This window comes from Xylophilus ampelinus (assembly GCF_003217575.1).
Lineage (GTDB): Bacteria > Pseudomonadota > Gammaproteobacteria > Burkholderiales > Burkholderiaceae_C > Xylophilus > Xylophilus ampelinus.
Genome location: NZ_QJTC01000030.1, coordinates 1 through 16851, shown reverse-complemented (window position 1 = coordinate 16851; position 16851 = coordinate 1). Strand labels below are relative to the sequence as shown.

Genomic DNA, 16851 nt, shown 5'->3' with positions numbered 1-16851 from the left:
CTGCGGAGCCATGTGCCCGACGCCGCCTATGCGCGCGGGCTCGACATCTACCGCCGCCAACAAGTGCTGGGGCACACGCTGGAGGCTTCCAGCAGCACCGAATGGCGGATCGACGGCGAGGTGCAGGGTACCGAGCGCGAGCCTTACGAGATCACCGTGCTGCTGGAGGTGGACAGCAAGGGGCGCATCGTGCTGTTCGGCAGCGACTGCTCTTGCCCCGTAGGCCGCAACTGCAAGCATGCGGTGGCGCTGACGCTGCGCGCAGCCTACAAGTCGAAGATGACGGTGGTCGAGCCGCCACCCGCACCGCCGTCGCCATCGAAGACCGCATCGCAGTCGGCAGTCACAACCGTCCGGGCTTCGCAGGTGTTCGCGCCCCCCGATGCCACCGAGGGTGGCAGGGCGCGCCCCCAGGCCCCGCCTGCGGAGCCGCCCGTCCTGGCGCAGCTCGACCGCTGGCTGGACCTTTTCGGCACCGCGACAGCACCGCCGGCACAGTCCCCCACGGTGGACCGCCATGTCTTTTTGCTGCACGTGCAGCGCCCCGCTCGCAGCACCACCGAGGCGCCGCGGTTGGCGCTGTCGTGGGGCATGTCGCATCCTCTGAAGCGTGGCGGTTGGACCAAGGTGAAGACGCCGTACCATTACGACAGTGCCATGCCGACAGGCGCGTCCGCCGTTCGGTCGGGCTTCGACGACCGGGAGTGCGTGCGCCTGATAGCATCGCTGCCCCGCACCGGCTACAGCTTGAACACCGGCCGGCTGCAAGGCCAGGCCGGGCTCCTGGCGCTGCAGTTGGCTGCGGGTACCGGGCGCCTGTTCCTGGCGGATGCGCAGGAGCAGATCACCGGCTCGCCGCTACGCTGGCAGCCGCCCCGCACGATCGCCTGGCAGTGGAAGGAAAGCACCCGCGCCTCCGATGCCGAGCCGGTCTGGACCCTGCTCCCCCGGCTGGCGAATGCCACCGCACAGACACTGCTGTTCAACGGGCCGCCGCCGCTCTATCTGGACACCGACCAGGGCTGCTGCGGCCTGGCCGAAGCGACGGGAGTGGCGGCCGAGCATCTGCCCCTGCTGCTGGATGCTCCGCCAATTCCGCAGTCTGCCTTCGAGCGTCAGCAGGCGGTGCTGCTGGGCCGGCTGGCCGGCCTGCCGCTGCCGCCCACCGTCGCCGTGCCGGAAACGGTGCAGGGTGTGGTGCCTGTCGCGCACCTGCGGCTGTCGGCCGTACCCTTGGCCGAGCGCGCCACCCACGGCCTGTTGCGCGCGGCCCTGCTATTCGACTACGACGGTATGCGCCACTGCTGGCCGCACCAGGAAGGCTGCGTTCTGGTCCAGGACGGTGGCCGCCGGGTGCTGCTGCACCGGCAACTGGCTGCCGAGATGCAGGCGCGCCGGGCCCTGCAGGCGCTGGGGCTGGTCGACGACGGCCAAGGTCGCCACCATCTGCTGCCGACGACGTCGCGGCCGGGGCTCTCGCCCTGGCTCGAATGGGCCTGCCGCGATTTCGCGCCGCTGCGCGAGACAGGCTGTGTGCTGCAGGTCGATGGCGACCTGCACGGCTTCGTGCAGCAGGCCGATGCGCTGGACGTGCACCTGGTGTCGGCCGGCGGGGAGACGCTGGCGCTCGATGGCGGCACTGCCGAAGGCGCTGCGCCCTCGCCCTGGTTCGATTTGTCGCTGGGCATCGAGATCGACGGCGTACGGCAGAACGTGCTGCCCTGGCTGCCCGAACTGCTGGCCCAGTTGCGACCCACGGCCGAGGGCAACGACCTGCCCGAATGGATCTGGCGTCCGCGGCCGGACGGCGGCTTCCTGCGCCTGCCGTCGGCACCGCTCAAGCCCTGGCTGCAGGCGCTGATCGACCTGGTGGGCGACCGCCACGCGCAGGACCTGGAAGGTACGCTTCTGCGCCTGTCGCGCACCGAGGCGTTGCGGCTGACGGCCGCCGTGGGCGACGGCGTGGCTTGGCACGGCGCCGACCCACTGCGCGGCCTGCTGGACACGCTGAGCGGCCAGGGCGCGCTGCCCGCAGTGCCGGTGCCCGCCGGCCTGCGCGCCACGCTGCGGCCCTACCAGCAGCACGGCCTGCGGTGGCTGCAGTTTTTGCGGGCGCAGGGCCTGGCCGGCATCCTGGCCGACGACATGGGCCTGGGCAAGACGCTGCAGACCCTGGCGCACCTGCTGGCCGAGCAGGAGGCCGGCCGGCTCGACCGGCCCTGCCTGGTGATCGCGCCGGTCAGCCTGCTGGGCAACTGGCAACGCGAGGCGGCCCGCTTCGCCCCCTCGCTGCGCAGCCGGGTGTGGCACGGCGGTGGCCGGCATACGCAGGCCGCCGGCTTCGCGCAGCACGACCTAGTCATCGCGCCCTATTCGCTGCTGCAGCGCGACCGCGAACAGTGGATGGCCCAGCCCTGGCACCTGGTGGTGCTGGACGAGGCGCAGAACATCAAGAACGCGAGCACCCAGGCGGCACAGGTGGTGGCCGGCCTGGACGCGCGGCACCGCCTGTGCCTGTCGGGTACGCCGCTGGAAAACCACCTGGGCGAACTGTGGAGCCTGTTCCACTTTCTGATGCCGGGTTTCCTGGGCAACCAGGCGCGCTTCAAGGAATTGTTCCGGACCCCTATCGAAAAGCACGGCGACGGCGAGCGGCTGGGCCAGTTGCGCCGCCGCGTCACCCCGTTCCTGCTGCGACGCGGCAAGTCGGAGGTGGCTGGCGAGCTGCCCGAGAAGCAGGAGACCACCGTACGCATCGCCCTCGGCGGCGCGCAGGCCGACCTGTACGAGACGATCCGCCTGGCGACCGAGAAGGCCGTGCGCGACGCACTGGCCGACAAGGGCCTGGCGAAGTCGCAGATCCAGATCCTGGATGCGCTACTGAAGCTGCGCCAGGTCTGCTGCGACCCGCGCCTGCTGGCCTCGGTGCCGGCCGGCCAGGCGCTGCGCCAGTCGGCCAAGCTGGACCTTCTGATGGAGCAGCTCACCGAGATGTTGGCCGAAGGCCGCAAGGTCCTGGTGTTCTCGCAGTTCACCACCATGCTGGGCTTGATCGAGACCGAACTCGCGCAGCGCGGCATGGCCTGGGCCAAGCTCACCGGCCAGACGAAGGACCGCGACCGCGCCATCGACCGCTTCACCGGCGGCGAGGTGCCGCTGTTCCTGATCAGCCTGAAGGCCGGCGGCACCGGCCTGAACCTGCCGCAGGCCGACACGGTAATCCACTACGACCCGTGGTGGAATCCCGCGGCCGAAGCCCAGGCCACCGGCCGCGCCCACCGCATCGGCCAGACCCAGCGGGTGATGGTCTACCGGCTGGTGGCCGAAGGCACGATCGAGGAACGCATCCTGGCCCTGCAGGAGCGCAAGGCCGCGCTGGCCGACAGCCTCTACAGCGGCGCGGCGGCCCGGCGCGAGCCGCTGTTCACCGAGACCGATGTGGCCGAGCTGCTCCGGCCACTGGATGGCTAGAAGGTGTGAGAGAACCTACTGCGCAGCCCGATTGCGCGGCGGTGGTCCTCACCGTACCGCAGTACGGCTCCGGTCCGCGCCGCACATTCGGACTTGCTCGCTACGGTTCTTTCACACCTTCTGGCGGCACGGCAATGTTTCCAACCGACGCTATAGTATTCATAGCTAGCAATCGGCGCCGTACGCCGGCTACAGGCAATTTTCATTCATAAATCCGCCCTCCGATGTCCGCACGTATCCTCGCCCTCGGGGCCATCCTGCTCTGGGCCACCCTGGCCGCGCTGGGCGTGGCCCTGGCCCATCTGCCGCCCTTCCTGCTGACCGGCCTGGCGCTGCTGATGGGCAGCGTGCCCAGCTGGTTCTGGGCGGCGCGGCGGCCGTCGCTGTGGCGGGTGCCGGCGGGCACGCTGAGCATCGGCGTGGCGGGGCTCTTCGGCTACCACTTCCTGCTGTTCATCGCGCTGCGACATGCGCCGCCGGTCGAGGCCAACCTGGTCAACTACCTCTGGCCGCTCCTGATCGTGCTGCTGGCGCCGGTGCTGCTGCCGGGCATGGCGCTACGGCCCGGGCACCTGCTGGCCGCGTTCTGCGGCTTCGCGGGCGCGGCGCTGGCGATCCTGGGGCGCGGCGCGGCCGACGGCGCGGGCGCTGTCGGCGGGGCCTGGGGCTACCTGCCGGCGCTGGGCTCGGCCCTGCTGTGGGCGGTGTACTCGCTGCTGACCCGGCGGGTGGCGCCGTTCCCGACGGTGGCGGTGGGGCTGTTCGGGCTGGTGTCGGGCGTGCTGGCGCTGCTGTGCCATGCGCTGCTGGAGTCGACGGTTACGCTGACTCCCCGCGACTGGGTGCTGGTCGCGGCGATGGGCCTGGGCCCGCTGGGCGCCGCGTTCTTCCTGTGGGATGCAGCGCTCAAACGCGGCGATCCGCGGCAGATCGGCGTGCTGAGCTACCTGACGCCGGTGCTCTCGACCCTGATGCTGGTGGCCACCACCGGCGAGCCGCTGCGCTGGAGCCTGGCGGGCGCGGCGCTGCTGGTGACGGCCGGGGCGGTGATCGCGTCGCGGGTGCGATCCGCGGCCTAACCGCGCCGCCCGGACAACGGCAGGACCGCCGCTCCAGCCGATGCGCTGCAGCGCCTAGCGGGCCATCTCCGCGGCCGGGTCTTCCGCAGCCAGCACCCGCTGCGCCCAGGGCGTCAGCCGCCCGGTGTCGGCGCGCAGTACTTCCTGCTTGACCGCCAAGATCTGCGCCGGATGCATCGAAAAAGTCCGCAGGCCCAGGCCCAGCAGCAGCCGGGTCATGGTGGTATCGCCCGCCATCTCGCCGCAGATGCTCACGCCCTTGCCGGCGCGGCGGCATGCGGCGATCGTGTCGGCCACCAGCTTCAGCACCGCGGGGTGCAGCGGGTCGTAGAGGTGGGCGACCGATTCGTCGGCCCGGTCGATCGCCAGCGTGTATTGGATCAGGTCGTTGGTGCCGATCGAGAGAAAGTCGAAGTAGCGCAGGAACAGCGGCAGGGTGAGCGCCGCCGCCGGGATCTCGATCATCGCGCCGATCCGCGGATGGCCGTAGGCGATGCCGGCGTTGTCGAGCTCGGCGCGGGCATGGTCGATCAGCGCCAGCGTGTGGCGGATCTCGCTGCCGTGCGCCAGCATCGGGATCATCAGCCCCACCGGGCCGTGCAACGAGGCCCGCAGGATCGCGCGCAGCTGGGTGCGGAACATCGCCGGATCGGCCAGGCTCCAGCGGATCGCGCGCAGGCCCAGCGCCGGATTCAAGTGCGCGTCGTCGCGGCGGGATTCGTCGAGCGGCTTGTCGGCGCCCACGTCCACCGTGCGGATCGTGACCGGCAAGCCCTGCATGCCCTCGATCGCAAGGCGGTAGGCGTTGTACTGTTCCTCCTCGTCGGGCAGCTTGCACTGGCGGCCCATGAAGAGGAACTCGCTGCGGAACAGGCCCACGCCCACCGCGCCGGCCTTGACCGCGCCCTCGGCGTCCTCCGGCATCTCGATGTTGGCGAACAGCTCCACCCGTTCGCCGTCGAGCGTGACGGCCGGCGTGTGGCGCAGCCGCGCCAGCCGCAGCCGTTCCAGGTCGCCCTGGCGTTGCTTGAAGCCGTACTCGGCAAGGATGATCGGCGACGGGTCGACGATCATCACGCCGGCGTCGCCGTCGATGATCACCCAGTCGTCCTGCCGCACCAGCTGGCTTGCGCTGCGGGCGCCGACCACTGCCGGGATGTCCATGCTGCGCGCGACGATCGCGGTGTGCGAGGTCTTGCCGCCCACGTCGGTCACGAAGCCCGCGAACACGCTTTGCTTGAACTGCAGCATGTCGGCCGGCGACAGATCGTGCGCCACCAGCACCAACGGCACGTCGACCGTGTCTTCCAGCAAAAGGTCCTGCTGGCGCGGCGCGGGCCGCGGCGGCGGAGGCGCGACCGGCGAGGCCACGCCTTTCATGTAGCGCAAGATGCGCTCGACGACCTGCTCCAGGTCGGCCTTGCGCTCGCGCAGGTAGAGGTCTTCCATCTCGTCGAACTGGCGCGAAATCACCTCCAGCTGGGTGGTGAGCGCCCATTCGCCGTTGTAGAGCCGGTCCGACACCCAGTGCTTGACGCCCTCCTCCAGCTCCTTGTCCTGCAGCAGCATCAGGTGCACGTCGAGGATCGCCGACAACTCCTGCGGCGCGTCCTTCGGGCCCATCAGCGCGACGCTCTGCTGCAGCCGCTGGATCTCCTCGACCACCGCGTCGCGCGCCGTCCGCACCCGCGAAATCTCCTCGACCACCTTGTCGGCGTCGATGAAGTAGTGCGCCACATCCATCCGGCTCGACGCCGCCAGCACCGCCCGCCCGATGGCGATGCCCCGCGCGACCGGCAGACCGTGGATGGAGAAAGTCATGGCAATGCCCTTTAGTCGAAACGCCCCGCCCACCCCGGCAAGCGCAGCGAAGCCCCCCTCAGGGCGCAGCGGGACCGGCTTTGCCGGACCGCCAGCGCCGCCCCCTCGCAGGGGGGTGCCGAAGACACGCAGTGCGAAGGCTGGGGGTGGTTCAAGCCTATTCGCCTTCGCCGAACTTGTCGGAGATGAGGGCCAGCAACGCGTCCATCGCCTGCTGCTCCCGCGCGCCGTCGGTCTCCAGCCGCACCTGGGTGCCGATGCCTGCGGCCAGCATCATCACGCCCATGATGCTCTTGGCGTTCACCTTGCGGTCGCCGCGCGCGATCCAGATGTCGCACGGAAAGCTGCCCGCCAGCTTGGTGAGCTTGGCGGAGGCGCGCGCATGCAGGCCGAGCTTATTGCTGATGGTCGTGGTCGTCTGGATCATGTTTCTTTCGGGCCTGGTTCTGCGGCGCGGTGATGGCCACCTGCATCACGCCCTGCGTGCCGCCGACCACCGCGCGCGACACCAGGGCGTCGAGCGATTCGTGGCGGTAGGTCACGGTGCGCAGCAGCATCGGCAGGTTGACGCCGCACACGAGCTTGGAGCGTACCCCGTCGACCAGGCGCTGGGCGACGTTGCAGGGCGTGGCGCCGAACACGTCGGCCAGCACCAGGGTGCCCGCGCCGCGTTGCTGCTGCAGGATGATGCGGGCCGAGGCCAGCGTTTCTTCGGGCGAGACGTTGGGCTGCACGTCGAGCGCCACGATGCCTGCGCCGCTGTCGGGAAAGACATGCAGCACGCATTGGCGCAGGGCATGGGCCAGCGGCGCGTGGGCGATGATGAAGATGCGGTTGGTCGTCATGGCGTTGCGGTGCAACATCGCATTATGGGCGTGACCGGCACCGCCGCAGCGGCCGTCGCGCTGCAGCGGCGCACAGGCGCGACAACGCCGGGGTTCTCAGGGCAGCCGGATGCCGTCGAAGAACGCGGCCGCGCCCTCGGGCATCGGCGCCGGACTGTAGACGGCCGCCTGGAACGCCTGCACGCCGGCGCCGCCGGTGGCGACGAACCAGGCTGCTTGCACCACCACCGGGCCGCCTTCGGGCGCGCGGCCCTCGGCCCGCCACTGCACCGCCTGCGGCAACGCCAGCGCGCCCTGCGGCACGAAGGCGGTGCCGGCCGGTGCGTCGGGCCCCGCGGCGATGCCGACACGCTGCAGCGTCGCGTCCTGCCAGGCGCCCAGCACCGCGCCGGCGCGGCCCGGCTCCGCCACGGCCACCCAGGCCAGGGTGTAGGTGGCGCCCTGCGCCTCGCAGCCGACCATGTGCATCTCGACGGTCCGGTCGGCCAGGGTAACGGTGCGGGTACCCTCGTCGGGCTTGCAGGGCAGCAGCACCTGCAGCCGGGTCGGCGGCAGGCGCACCTCGCGCCAGTTGAGCGCCGGCGTGCAAGCTGCCATGCAGGCCAGGGCGGCCAACGCCATCGCCGAGGGACCGGGCCGAGGAGAGGTCGGATGCATGCCGGATTATCGAGCGGCACCGCGCGGTCGACCGCCGCGGCGGCGGGAACCTTTGCCGCCGCCGCCCGGTCCATCGCTGCAGCCATCCGGCCACGGGCCTACACTCGCCCAGGCTCCCCACCTCGTCAGGCCACCATGAAACGCATCCTCTACGCGGCCGTCGCCGTCGCCGCCCTGGGTTTGACCGGCGCAGCGCTGTGGTCGGGCGGCGCCTCGACCGCGCCCGCCTCCACCTTCGTGCTGCTCGACGGATCGCAAAAAACCACGCAGGACCTGCGCGGCAAGGTGGCGCTGGTCAACTTCTGGGCCACGAGCTGCGTCACCTGCGTGGCCGAGATGCCGCAGATCATGTCGACCTACGACAAGTACAAGGCGCGCGGCTTCGAGACGGTGGCCGTCGCCATGAGCTACGACCCGCCCAGCTACGTCGTCAACTACGCCGAGACGCGCAAGCTGCCGTTCCAGGTGGCGATCGACAACACCGGCGCCATCGCCAAGGCCTGGGGCGACGTGCAGCTCACACCCACCACCTACCTGGTCGACAAGCGCGGCGACATCGTCAAGACCTACGTGGGCCAGCCGGATTTCGCCGAACTGCACCGCCTGATCGAAAAGCTGCTGGCCGAGGCCTGATACCGCCCCTGCACCGCAGCGAAAACCGAAGGGCCTGTTTTCGCACGAAAACAGGCCCTTCGGCTTGGTGGACACCGACCGGCAGCTATCGATTCGATAGCACGACCGACGCCGAGGATCAGCTGTTGCGGAACGCGTCGTGGCAGGCCTTGCAGGTGCCGGCGGCGCTGCCGAAGGCGGCCTTCAGGCTGTCGAGGTTGCCGGTCTTGGCGGCGGCGGCCAGCTTGGCGGTCTCGGCGACCAGCTTGTCGCCGTGTTCCTTGAACTTGGCCTGCTCCTTCCAGATCTCGGGCTTGGCCTTGCCGCCCTCGGTGCCGGGGCCGAACGCGGCCCAGGGCAGCTTCGCCAGTTCGGCCACGACGTCGGCGTTCTCCGCGGCGACCTTGGCATCGAACGGCACCCGGCCGTTGGCCATCGCGCCGACGCGGCCGAAGTGCTGGCCCATCACGAACAGGGCGCCCTGGCGGTATTTGACCGCGTCTTCCGTCTTGGCGAACTGGGCGAACACCGGCCCGGCGAGCAGGATGCCCGCCGCAAGGGCGAGACAGGCGTATTTCTTCATCGTGGACTCCTCGTTGTCGTCGTGGCGCGCCGGACATGGCGCGGCGCCAGTGTAGATTCCGGCCACCACGGCCGCCAGACGCACCGCGGCTTTTTCACCACCCCGACAACATCCCACCATGCAGCACACGATCCGAGTCTGGGACCTGCCCACGCGCCTCTTCCACTGGGCCCTGGCGGCCGCGGTGGTCGGCCTCGTCGTCACCGGCCGCACCGGCGGCAACGCCATGGTGTGGCACTTCCGCTTCGGCTACGCGGTGCTGGCGCTGCTGCTGTTCCGGCTGGTCTGGGGCTTCGTGGGCGGGCGCTGGTCGCGCTTCGTGAGCTTCGTGCCGTCGCCCGCGGCCGTGGGCCGCTACCTGCGCGGGCAGGGCGGCGGCGGCGCGGGGCACAGCCCGCTCGGCGCGCTGTCGGTCGTCGGCATGCTGGCGGTGCTGGCGGCGCAGGTGGGCACCGGCCTGATGAGCGACGACGAAATCGCCTTCGCCGGGCCGCTCTCGCGCCATGTCTCGGGCAGCATCGTCGGCCAGGTGACCGGCTACCACAAGCACTGGGGCCAATGGCTGGTGATCGGCCTGGTGGCGCTGCACGTCGCGGCCATCCTGTTCTACGTGCTGGTGCGCCGCCAGACTCTGGTGCGGCCGATGCTGCACGGCGACCGCGCCCTGCCCGCCGAGCTGCAGGCCAGCCGCGACGACCGGCGCCACCGGCTCGGCGCGCTGGCGGTGATGGCCGCCTGCAGCGGCGCCGTCGCCTGGATGGTGCAGGCCGCCGGCGGCTGAGCACGCGAAAACGTCAGGCACAGCGGCAGGCGGCACGGTCGATCACCACGGGCACGGCCTTCGGCCGTACGGCACGCCTCGCCGTTAAACTGGCCGGCCCAACCCGCCATCCACCGCGTGTCCTGCACCGCCCCGCCCTCGATCGACATCCGTCCGCCCGCCACCCCGGACGAGTGGGAAGCGGCGCGCGAAATCTTGCGCGAGTATGGTCAGAGCATCCAGGCCGCGCTAGACGGCGTCGCGTTCGACGACGAAGTGGCCGGGCTGCCCGGCGAATACGACGCGCCGCGCGGCAGCCTGCTGCTGGCCTGGATCGACGGCAGCCTGGGCGGCTGCTGCGCACTGCGCCCGCTGGACGCCTCCGACTATCCCAACGCGAGCGAGATGAAGCGGCTGTACGTGCGCCGCGTGTTCCGCGGCTTCGGCCTGGGCCGGCAACTGGCCGAGGCGGCGCTCGACGTGGCGCGCCAGTGCGGCTACGCCTGCGTGCTGCTCGACACGCTCGATGCGATGGACGCGGCCCGGGCGCTGTATGCGGACCTCGGCTTCGAGGAAATCCCGCCCTACTACGACAGCCCGCTGGCCGGGGCGCACTACCTCAAAGCCGCCATTTGAACATGGCGCCCAAGGCGCCGTATTCAGATCGAAAGCCTTGCAGCCGGCGCGGAACGTCGACCAAAAGCTATTATTTTAATAGCATTGCGATGACGGCGAGATCAGGCCTGCCTCGCCTGGCCGAGCAGCGTCTGGGCATCGCTCACCTCGAACTTGCCCGGTGCTTCCACGTTCAACTGCCGCACCACGCCGTCCTGCACCAGCATCGAATAGCGGTTGCTGCGCAGGCCCATGCCGCGGCCGGCCAGGTCGAGCGTCAGGCCGGTGGCCTGGGCGAAGGCCGCGCTGCCGTCGGCCAGCATCCGCACCTTGCCGGCGGTCTTCTGGTCGCGTGCCCAGGCACCCATCACGAACGCGTCGTTGACCGACAGGCACCAGATCTCGTCCACGCCGGCCGCCTGAAAGGCTGCGACGTTGTCCACGTAGCCCGGCACGTGCTTGGCCGAGCAGGTGGGGGTGAAGGCCCCCGGCACGGCGAAGACGGCGATCGTCTTGCCGACCGAGGCCGCCCGCACGTCCACCGGGTTCGGGCCGACACTGCAGCCGTTGCGTTCGACTTCCGCGTACTCCATCAGCGTCGCCGCCGGGAGCTTGTCGCCTACCTTGATCATCTCGTGCTCCTTGCCGTTGAAGGGCACCGGACATCGGCACCCGTGTTGAGAAAAACGCCGCCCCAAAAGAAAAACGGCCCGCCGTGAGGAGGGCCGTTTTCGTTCGGACCGCAGGTACCGAGGCGCAGGGCCTCAGACCACGACGGCCTTCTGCACCAGGCGGGTAGCGACCCAGTTCTTGGTGCGCGAGATCGGACGGCTTTCCGTGATCTCGATCATGTCGCCGAGGTGGTAGTCGCCGTTCTCGTCGTGCGCGTGGTACTTGCTCGACTTGGCAACGATCTTGCCGTAGAGCTCGTGCTTCACCCGACGCTCGACCAACACGGTCACGGTCTTGGCACGCTTGTCGCTCACTACCTTGCCGACCAAGGTGCGCTTGAGGGATTTTTTAGCTTCCGTCATGGTCACTCCTCACTTGGCGGCCTTGGACTCGGCCTGCTTTTGGGCAAGGATGGTCTTGGCGCGGGCGATGTCGCGGCGCGTGGTGCGCAGCGTCGACAAATTGTTGAGTTGTTGCGTGGCCTTCTGCATCCGCAGACCGAAGTGGGCCCTTTGCAGGTCCTTGATTTCGGTCTCGATGCCGGCGACGTCCTTGTTGCGCAGATCAGCAGCTTTGGTCATTTGCATTCTCCTGATCAGGCGCCGAGCTGGCGTGCGACGAAGGTGGTGCGCAGCGGCAGCTTGGCGGCTGCCAGCTTGAACGCTTCGCGGGCCAGTTCTTCCGGCACACCGACGATCTCGAAGACGATCTTGCCCGGCTGGATTTCGGCCACGTAGTACTCGGGGTTACCCTTGCCGTTACCCATCCGCACTTCTGCGGGCTTGGTGGAGATCGGCTTGTCGGGGAACACACGGATCCAGATACGGCCGCCACGCTTGACGTGACGGGAAATCGCACGGCGTGCGGCTTCGAGCTGGCGGGCCGTCAGGCGGCCGCGGTCGGTGCACTTCAGGCCGAAGTCACCGAACGCCACGGAGTTGCCCCGTGTGGCGATGCCGGTGTTGCGGCCCTTCTGCTCCTTGCGGTATTTGCGGCGAGCGGGTTGCAGCATGGTAATTTTTCCTTAAACAGACCGATTACTCGGCCTTTGCACCGTCCGCTGCTGCAGCGGGCGCGACTACCTTGCGGACGCGCTTAACGGCGGAGGGATCCGCGGCACCACCGGCACCTGCGGGCTTGTCGCTTCCGTCGGCCGGCGCGGTGTTGCCACCGACCGGACGGCCACCGTCACGGCGCGGGGCCGGGCGGCGGTCGCCACCGGGACGCTCGCCTGGGCGGGCATCGCGGCGCGGACCACGGGGACGACGTTCGTCGTCGCGCGTCTCGACCACGGCCGGCAGGTCGTTGCGACCCAGCGTGTCGCCTTTGTAGACCCAGACCTTGACGCCGATGACGCCGTAGGTGGTCTTGGCTTCCGAGGTGCCGTAGTCGATATCTGCGCGCAGAGTGTGGAGTGGCACGCGACCTTCGCGGTACCACTCGCAGCGTGCGATTTCGATGCCGTTCAGACGACCCGACGACATGATCTTGATGCCCAGGGCGCCCAGGCGCATCGCGTTCTGCATCGCACGCTTCATGGCGCGACGGAACATGATCCGCTTTTCGAGCTGCTGGGTGATCGAGTCGGCGATCAGCTTGGCATCGATTTCGGGCTTGCGCACTTCTTCGATGTTGACCGCGACCGGCACCTTCAGGCGCAGGGCGAGTTCCTTCTTCAGGTTCTCGATGTCTTCGCCCTTCTTGCCGATCACCACGCCCGGACGTGCCGAGAAGATGGTGATGCGGGCGTTCTTGGCAGGACGCTCGATCAGGATGCGCGAGACCGCGGCATTCTTGAGCTTGGCCTTCAGGAACTCGCGCACCTTGATGTCTTCGGCCAGCATGCCGGCGAAGTCACGGTTGTTGGCATACCAGCGGCTGGCCCAGTTGCGGCTCACCGAAAGACGGAAGCCGGTCGGGTGGATTTTTTGTCCCATATCTTCCAGACCTTCCGTTAATTGCCAACCGTCACGTACACGTGGCACGTGGGTTTGCTGATGCGGTTGCCGCGGCCCTTGGCGCGCGCGGTGAAACGCTTGAGCGTGGCACCTTGTTCAACGTAGATGGTGGTGACCTTCAACTCGTCGATGTCGGCACCGTCGTTGTGCTCGGCGTTGGCGATGGCCGACTCCAGCACTTTCTTGACGATCCCGGCAGCCTTCTTTTGGGTGAAGGTGAGGATGTTGAGGGCTTGATCCACTTTTTTGCCGCGGATCAGGTCAGCAACCAAACGGCCTTTGTCGACCGAGAGGCGCACGCCGCGGAGGACTGCACGTGTTTCAGACATGTCGGCTCCTTACCTTTTGACTTTCTTGTCCGCGGGGTGACCCTTGAACGTGCGGGTCAGGGCGAATTCGCCCAGCTTGTGGCCCACCATCTGATCGGTGATGTAGACCGGGATGTGCTGCTTGCCGTTGTGCACGGCGATGGTCAGACCGATGAATTCGGGCAGAACCATGGAGCGGCGCGACCAGGTCTTGATCGGCTTCTTGTCCTTCGTCGTCACGGCCTTGTCGGCCTTGGCCACCAGATGGTGGTCGACGAAAGGGCCCTTCTTGAGAGAGCGAGTCATCTGCTATCCCTTACTTCTTGCGACGCGACACGATCATGACCTGCGTGCGCTTGTTGTTACGGGTGCGGTAACCCTTGGTCAGATTGCCCCATGGGTCGACTGCATGACGGCCTTCGCCGGTCTTGCCTTCACCACCACCGTGGGGGTGATCGACCGGGTTCATCGCAACGCCGCGCACGGTCGGGCGGATACCCATCCAGCGCTTGACGCCGGCCTTGCCGAGCTGGCGCAGGCTGTGTTCTTCGTTGGCGACTTCGCCGATAGTGGCGCGGCATTCGATGTGGATGCGGCGCACTTCACCGGAGCGCAGGCGGACCTGGGCGTACACGCCTTCGCGTGCCAGCAGCGTAGCGGAGGAACCTGCCGAGCGGGCGATCTGCGCGCCCTTGCCGTGCTGCATCTCGATCGCGTGGATGGTCGAACCCACCGGAATGTTGCGGATCGGCAGCGTGTTGCCGGCGCGGATCGGGGCTTCCGATCCGGACAGCAGCGTCGCACCTGGTTCCACACCGCGAGGAGCGATGATGTAGCGGCGCTCGCCGTCGGCATACACCACCAGGGCGATGTGGGCCGTACGGTTGGGGTCGTACTCGATACGCTCGACCTTTGCCGGGATACCGTCCTTGTTGCGGACGAAATCGACGACGCGGTAATGGTGCTTGTGACCACCGCCCCGGTGGCGGATGGTGATGTGGCCGTTGTTGTTACGGCCGGCTGCCTGGAACTGCGGCTCCAGCAGCGGAGCGTGCGGAGCACCCTTATACAGGTGATCGCGCGAGACCTTCACCACGGCGCGTTGGCCGGGCGAAGTGGGTTTCATCTTGATGACTGCCATGATGTACTTCCGCGGTTAGGCGGCCTCCCCCGACAGGTTCAGCTCTTGACCCGGCTGCAGCGTCACGTATGCCTTGCGCACGTTGTCGCGGCGGCCGATCGACTTGCCGAAACGCTTGGTCTTGCCCTTGGTGTTGACGACGGACACGCCCTTTACCTGCACCTTGAACATCAGTTCGACGGCGGCCTTGATCTCGGGCTTGGTGGCGTCCTGCAGCACCTTGAAGGTGACGGCGTTCGACTTCTCGCTCACCATCGTGGCCTTTTCGGACACGATCGGGGCGACCAGTACGGCCATCAGACGACCTTCTTCAAACTTCACGGTAGCGGCGCTCATGCGAACATCTCCTTGAGCTTGTCGATCGCGCCCTTGGTCACGAGCACTTTCTTGTAGTGCACCAGCGAGACCGGATCGGCGTAGCGGGGCTCGACGACCAGCACGTTGACCAAGTTGCGCGATGCGAGGTAGAGGTTCTCGTCGACTTCTTCGGCGATGACCAGCACGGATTGCAGGTTCAGGGCCTTGAACTTGTCGGCCAGGACCTTGGTCTTGGGCGATTCCACGGTCAGGGAATCGATCACCACCAGGCGGCCTTCACGGGCGAGCTGCGAGAAGATGGACGCCATGCCGGCGCGGTACATCTTCTTGTTGATCTTCTGCGTGAAGTTTTCGTCGGGCATGTTCGGGAAGATGCGACCGCCTCCGCGCCACAGAGGCGAGGACGTCATACCGGCACGGGCGCGGCCCGTTCCCTTTTGCTTGAACGGCTTCTTGGTCGAATGCTTGACCTGCTCGCGATCCTTCTGGGCGCGCGTGCCTTGGCGGGCATTGGCCTTGTAGGCGACCACGATCTGATGGATCAGATCTTCGTTGTAGTCGCGACCGAAGACGGTCTCAGGCACGTCGAACTTGGAAGCAGCCTGGCCCTGTTCGTTCAGGAGTTCGAGTTGCATTACTTCGCTCCCTTGTCAGCAGCTGGCTTGGCCTTCACGGCCGGGCGAACGGTGACGAAACCGCCCTTGGCACCGGGAATGGCACCCTTGATCAGCAGCAGCTGACGGGCTTCGTCCACGCGGATCACGTCGAGATTCTGGGTGGTGACGGTAGCGTCGCCACGGTGGCCCGACATCTTCTTGCCGGGGAACACGCGACCGGGGTCCTGGGCCATCGAGATGGAACCGGGAACGTTGTGCGAACGGCTGTTACCGTGCGATGCGCGCTGCGACTTGAAGTTGTGAAGCTTGATCGTGCCGGTGAAGCCCTTGCCGATGGAGGTGCCCTGCACGTCCACTTTCTGGCCCACGGTGAACAGCGACTCGGCCTTCACGACGGCACCGGCAGCGTACTGACCGGCGACATCGGCTTCGATGCGGAATTCGCGGATGATTTCGCCGGCTTCGACACCGGCTTTGGCCAAGTGGCCGGCCGCAGGCTTGGTGACACGCGATGCCTTGCGAGCGCCGAACGTCACCTGCAAGCCCACGTAGCCATCAGCCTCAGGGGTCTTAACCTGGGTCACGCGGTTGTTTGACACATCCACCACGGTGACAGGCACTGCGTCCCCATCGTCCGTGAAGAGGCGCATCATGCCAACCTTGCGGCCCAGCAACCCGAGAGAGTTGCTTTGACTCATATGTTTCTCCAAAACTCCAGCCACCCCGACTGCAATTGGCCAAGGCGTTTGCACCGCTGCCTTCTGCGAGAAGACGCATGCGCTGGAGAAGATTGATAAAAATTCCGCCCGGATGCGCCAAAACGCAATCCGGGCAGAGCCGTGTATTCTAGCCCGCCCCACGGAAACCTGCAACCACGGCGCTGCCGCACGACGGCAACGCGCCAAAAAAAGCCGGACACAGGGCCCGGCTCTCTCAGGATGCCGCGAACGGCCGCCCGTTTACTGCAGCTTGATTTCCACGTCGACGCCGGCCGGCAGGTCGAGCTTCATCAGCGCGTCGACCGTCTTGTCGGTCGGATCGACGATATCCATCAGGCGCTGGTGCGTACGGATTTCGAACTGGTCGCGAGACGTTTTGTTGACGTGCGGCGAACGCAGGATGTCGAAACGCTTCATGCGCGTCGGCAGGGGCACGGGGCCCTTGACGATGGCGCCGGTGCGCTTGGCGGTGTCGACGATCTCGGCTGCCGACTGGTCGATCAGCTTGTAGTCGAATGCCTTCAGGCGGATGCGGATCTTTTGCTTGGACATGGTAATTCCCTCTTCTTGTCAGAATTACGCGATGATCTTCGCGACCACGCCGGAGCCGACCGTCTTGCCGCCTTCGCGGATGGCGAAGCGCAGACCTTCTTCCATGGCGATGGGGTTGATCAA

At 67.7% G+C, this 16851-nt stretch carries 23 protein-coding genes; 5 read left to right on the top strand and 18 right to left on the bottom strand.

The features are described 5' to 3' along the window. Positions 1 to 12 precede the first annotated feature (12 nt). Complete coding sequence (locus DFQ15_RS15390) at positions 13 to 3471, top strand: DEAD/DEAH box helicase (protein WP_233504547.1); 3459 nt, start codon at positions 13 to 15, stop codon at positions 3469 to 3471. Between the two features lie 224 nt (positions 3472 to 3695). After that, positions 3696 to 4550 (top strand): DMT family transporter, encoded by an 855-nt coding sequence (locus DFQ15_RS15385; RefSeq protein WP_110466825.1) that lies wholly within the window; start codon positions 3696 to 3698, stop codon positions 4548 to 4550. A gap of 54 nt (positions 4551 to 4604) precedes the next feature. Here DFQ15_RS15385 and ptsP read toward each other — a convergent pair whose 3' ends face one another. The 4 genes from ptsP to DFQ15_RS15365 all read right to left on the bottom strand — a co-directional run bounded on the left by ptsP (position 4605) and on the right by DFQ15_RS15365 (position 7837). Then, positions 4605 to 6371: a phosphoenolpyruvate--protein phosphotransferase gene (gene ptsP / locus DFQ15_RS15380; protein ID WP_110466824.1), complete on the bottom strand. Its 1767-nt coding sequence runs from the start codon at positions 6369 to 6371 to the stop codon at positions 4605 to 4607. A gap of 157 nt (positions 6372 to 6528) precedes the next feature. Continuing rightward, positions 6529 to 6798 carry an HPr family phosphocarrier protein gene (locus DFQ15_RS15375; protein ID WP_110466823.1) on the bottom strand — a complete coding sequence of 90 codons (270 nt, stop codon included), beginning with the start codon at positions 6796 to 6798 and terminating at the stop codon, positions 6529 to 6531. After that, positions 6767 to 7216, bottom strand: a complete 450-nt coding sequence (locus DFQ15_RS15370; protein ID WP_110466844.1) for a PTS sugar transporter subunit IIA — start codon at positions 7214 to 7216, stop codon at positions 6767 to 6769. Before DFQ15_RS15370 ends, DFQ15_RS15375 begins: the two co-directional genes overlap by 32 nt. A gap of 96 nt (positions 7217 to 7312) precedes the next feature. Next, positions 7313 to 7837, bottom strand: a complete 525-nt coding sequence (locus tag DFQ15_RS15365) for a hypothetical protein (RefSeq protein ID WP_110466822.1) — start codon at positions 7835 to 7837, stop codon at positions 7313 to 7315. A 171-nt stretch (positions 7838 to 8008) separates the two neighbouring features. Between DFQ15_RS15365 and DFQ15_RS15360 the strand changes: the two genes are divergently transcribed. Further along, entirely contained in the window at positions 8009 to 8506 is a 498-nt protein-coding gene (locus DFQ15_RS15360) for a TlpA disulfide reductase family protein (protein ID WP_110466821.1), read from the top strand. 118 nt (positions 8507 to 8624) lie between these two features. On the opposite strand, the gene DFQ15_RS15355 is transcribed toward DFQ15_RS15360, so the two are convergent. Next, entirely contained in the window at positions 8625 to 9068 is a 444-nt protein-coding gene (locus DFQ15_RS15355; RefSeq protein WP_110466843.1) for a c-type cytochrome, read from the bottom strand. 118 nt (positions 9069 to 9186) lie between these two features. Here DFQ15_RS15355 and DFQ15_RS15350 point away from each other — a divergent pair, with 118 nt between their 5' ends. Together DFQ15_RS15350 and DFQ15_RS15345 are read left to right on the top strand one after the other, a co-directional pair. Next, positions 9187 to 9849, top strand: coding sequence for a cytochrome b/b6 domain-containing protein (locus DFQ15_RS15350; protein WP_110466820.1), 663 nt, complete (start codon positions 9187 to 9189; stop codon positions 9847 to 9849). 117 nt (positions 9850 to 9966) lie between these two features. Next, positions 9967 to 10464 (top strand): GNAT family N-acetyltransferase, encoded by a 498-nt coding sequence (locus DFQ15_RS15345; protein ID WP_110466819.1) that lies wholly within the window; start codon positions 9967 to 9969, stop codon positions 10462 to 10464. Between the two features lie 101 nt (positions 10465 to 10565). Here DFQ15_RS15345 and DFQ15_RS15340 read toward each other — a convergent pair whose 3' ends face one another. The 13 genes from DFQ15_RS15340 to DFQ15_RS15280 form a co-directional block, all read right to left on the bottom strand. Next, complete coding sequence (locus DFQ15_RS15340; protein ID WP_110466842.1) at positions 10566 to 11075, bottom strand: peroxiredoxin; 510 nt, start codon at positions 11073 to 11075, stop codon at positions 10566 to 10568. Between the two features lie 132 nt (positions 11076 to 11207). Continuing rightward, positions 11208 to 11477, bottom strand: a complete 270-nt coding sequence (gene rpsQ / locus DFQ15_RS15335) for a 30S ribosomal protein S17 (RefSeq protein WP_055841332.1) — start codon at positions 11475 to 11477, stop codon at positions 11208 to 11210. A gap of 9 nt (positions 11478 to 11486) precedes the next feature. After that, positions 11487 to 11696, bottom strand: coding sequence for a 50S ribosomal protein L29 (gene rpmC / locus DFQ15_RS15330; RefSeq protein ID WP_055841463.1), 210 nt, complete (start codon positions 11694 to 11696; stop codon positions 11487 to 11489). Positions 11697 to 11710: 14 nt separating this feature from the next. Beyond that, entirely contained in the window at positions 11711 to 12127 is a 417-nt protein-coding gene (rplP, locus tag DFQ15_RS15325; protein WP_055841335.1) for a 50S ribosomal protein L16, read from the bottom strand. A 25-nt stretch (positions 12128 to 12152) separates the two neighbouring features. Further along, positions 12153 to 13052 carry a 30S ribosomal protein S3 gene (gene rpsC, locus DFQ15_RS15320; protein WP_110466818.1) on the bottom strand — a complete coding sequence of 300 codons (900 nt, stop codon included), beginning with the start codon at positions 13050 to 13052 and terminating at the stop codon, positions 12153 to 12155. Positions 13053 to 13069: 17 nt separating this feature from the next. After that, a complete protein-coding gene (gene rplV / locus DFQ15_RS15315; protein ID WP_055841341.1) occupies positions 13070 to 13402 on the bottom strand; it encodes a 50S ribosomal protein L22 in 333 nt (110 codons plus the stop codon). A gap of 9 nt (positions 13403 to 13411) precedes the next feature. Further along, positions 13412 to 13687: a 30S ribosomal protein S19 gene (gene rpsS / locus DFQ15_RS15310; protein WP_055841343.1), complete on the bottom strand. Its 276-nt coding sequence runs from the start codon at positions 13685 to 13687 to the stop codon at positions 13412 to 13414. 10 nt (positions 13688 to 13697) lie between these two features. Then, positions 13698 to 14522: a 50S ribosomal protein L2 gene (gene rplB, locus DFQ15_RS15305; RefSeq protein WP_110466817.1), complete on the bottom strand. Its 825-nt coding sequence runs from the start codon at positions 14520 to 14522 to the stop codon at positions 13698 to 13700. Positions 14523 to 14537: 15 nt separating this feature from the next. Then, positions 14538 to 14858 carry a 50S ribosomal protein L23 gene (gene rplW, locus DFQ15_RS15300; RefSeq protein WP_055841349.1) on the bottom strand — a complete coding sequence of 107 codons (321 nt, stop codon included), beginning with the start codon at positions 14856 to 14858 and terminating at the stop codon, positions 14538 to 14540. Continuing rightward, on the bottom strand, positions 14855 to 15475 hold the full coding sequence (gene rplD, locus DFQ15_RS15295) for a 50S ribosomal protein L4 (RefSeq protein ID WP_110466816.1): 621 nt from the start codon (positions 15473 to 15475) through the stop codon (positions 14855 to 14857). Before rplD ends, rplW begins: the two co-directional genes overlap by 4 nt. Next, a complete protein-coding gene (gene rplC / locus DFQ15_RS15290; protein WP_110466815.1) occupies positions 15475 to 16155 on the bottom strand; it encodes a 50S ribosomal protein L3 in 681 nt (226 codons plus the stop codon). The genes rplD and rplC overlap by 1 nt, the downstream gene beginning before the upstream one ends. 261 nt (positions 16156 to 16416) lie before the next feature. Then, the gene (rpsJ, locus tag DFQ15_RS15285) at positions 16417 to 16728 is read right to left on the bottom strand and encodes a 30S ribosomal protein S10 (protein WP_003059431.1); all 312 of its coding nucleotides are present in this window, start codon (positions 16726 to 16728) and stop codon (positions 16417 to 16419) included. A 24-nt stretch (positions 16729 to 16752) separates the two neighbouring features. Further along, positions 16753 to 16851: EF-Tu C-terminal domain-related protein (locus DFQ15_RS15280; RefSeq protein ID WP_456156793.1), on the bottom strand; the 99-nt coding region annotated here is incomplete at its 5' end.

Excerpts from the sequence above, each read along its gene's own strand:
- DFQ15_RS15385 (WP_110466825.1), top strand. The coding sequence starts at position 3,696 with ATGTCCGCACGTATCCTCGCCCTCGGGGCCATCCTGCTCTGGGCCACC.
- ptsP (WP_110466824.1), bottom strand. The coding sequence starts at position 6,371 with ATGACTTTCTCCATCCACGGTCTGCCGGTCGCGCGGGGCATCGCCATC.
- DFQ15_RS15375 (WP_110466823.1), bottom strand. The coding sequence starts at position 6,798 with ATGATCCAGACGACCACGACCATCAGCAATAAGCTCGGCCTGCATGCG.
- DFQ15_RS15370 (WP_110466844.1), bottom strand. The coding sequence starts at position 7,216 with ATGACGACCAACCGCATCTTCATCATCGCCCACGCGCCGCTGGCCCAT.
- DFQ15_RS15365 (WP_110466822.1), bottom strand. The coding sequence starts at position 7,837 with ATGGCGTTGGCCGCCCTGGCCTGCATGGCAGCTTGCACGCCGGCGCTC.
- DFQ15_RS15360 (WP_110466821.1), top strand. The coding sequence starts at position 8,009 with ATGAAACGCATCCTCTACGCGGCCGTCGCCGTCGCCGCCCTGGGTTTG.
- DFQ15_RS15355 (WP_110466843.1), bottom strand. The coding sequence starts at position 9,068 with ATGAAGAAATACGCCTGTCTCGCCCTTGCGGCGGGCATCCTGCTCGCC.
- DFQ15_RS15350 (WP_110466820.1), top strand. The coding sequence starts at position 9,187 with ATGCAGCACACGATCCGAGTCTGGGACCTGCCCACGCGCCTCTTCCAC.
- DFQ15_RS15340 (WP_110466842.1), bottom strand. The coding sequence starts at position 11,075 with ATGATCAAGGTAGGCGACAAGCTCCCGGCGGCGACGCTGATGGAGTAC.
- rpsQ (WP_055841332.1), bottom strand. The coding sequence starts at position 11,477 with ATGACGGAAGCTAAAAAATCCCTCAAGCGCACCTTGGTCGGCAAGGTA.
- rpmC (WP_055841463.1), bottom strand. The coding sequence starts at position 11,696 with ATGACCAAAGCTGCTGATCTGCGCAACAAGGACGTCGCCGGCATCGAG.
- rplP (WP_055841335.1), bottom strand. The coding sequence starts at position 12,127 with ATGCTGCAACCCGCTCGCCGCAAATACCGCAAGGAGCAGAAGGGCCGC.
- rpsC (WP_110466818.1), bottom strand. The coding sequence starts at position 13,052 with ATGGGACAAAAAATCCACCCGACCGGCTTCCGTCTTTCGGTGAGCCGC.
- rplV (WP_055841341.1), bottom strand. The coding sequence starts at position 13,402 with ATGTCTGAAACACGTGCAGTCCTCCGCGGCGTGCGCCTCTCGGTCGAC.
- rpsS (WP_055841343.1), bottom strand. The coding sequence starts at position 13,687 with ATGACTCGCTCTCTCAAGAAGGGCCCTTTCGTCGACCACCATCTGGTG.
- rplB (WP_110466817.1), bottom strand. The coding sequence starts at position 14,522 with ATGGCAGTCATCAAGATGAAACCCACTTCGCCCGGCCAACGCGCCGTG.
- rplW (WP_055841349.1), bottom strand. The coding sequence starts at position 14,858 with ATGAGCGCCGCTACCGTGAAGTTTGAAGAAGGTCGTCTGATGGCCGTA.
- rplD (WP_110466816.1), bottom strand. The coding sequence starts at position 15,475 with ATGCAACTCGAACTCCTGAACGAACAGGGCCAGGCTGCTTCCAAGTTC.
- rplC (WP_110466815.1), bottom strand. The coding sequence starts at position 16,155 with ATGAGTCAAAGCAACTCTCTCGGGTTGCTGGGCCGCAAGGTTGGCATG.
- rpsJ (WP_003059431.1), bottom strand. The coding sequence starts at position 16,728 with ATGTCCAAGCAAAAGATCCGCATCCGCCTGAAGGCATTCGACTACAAG.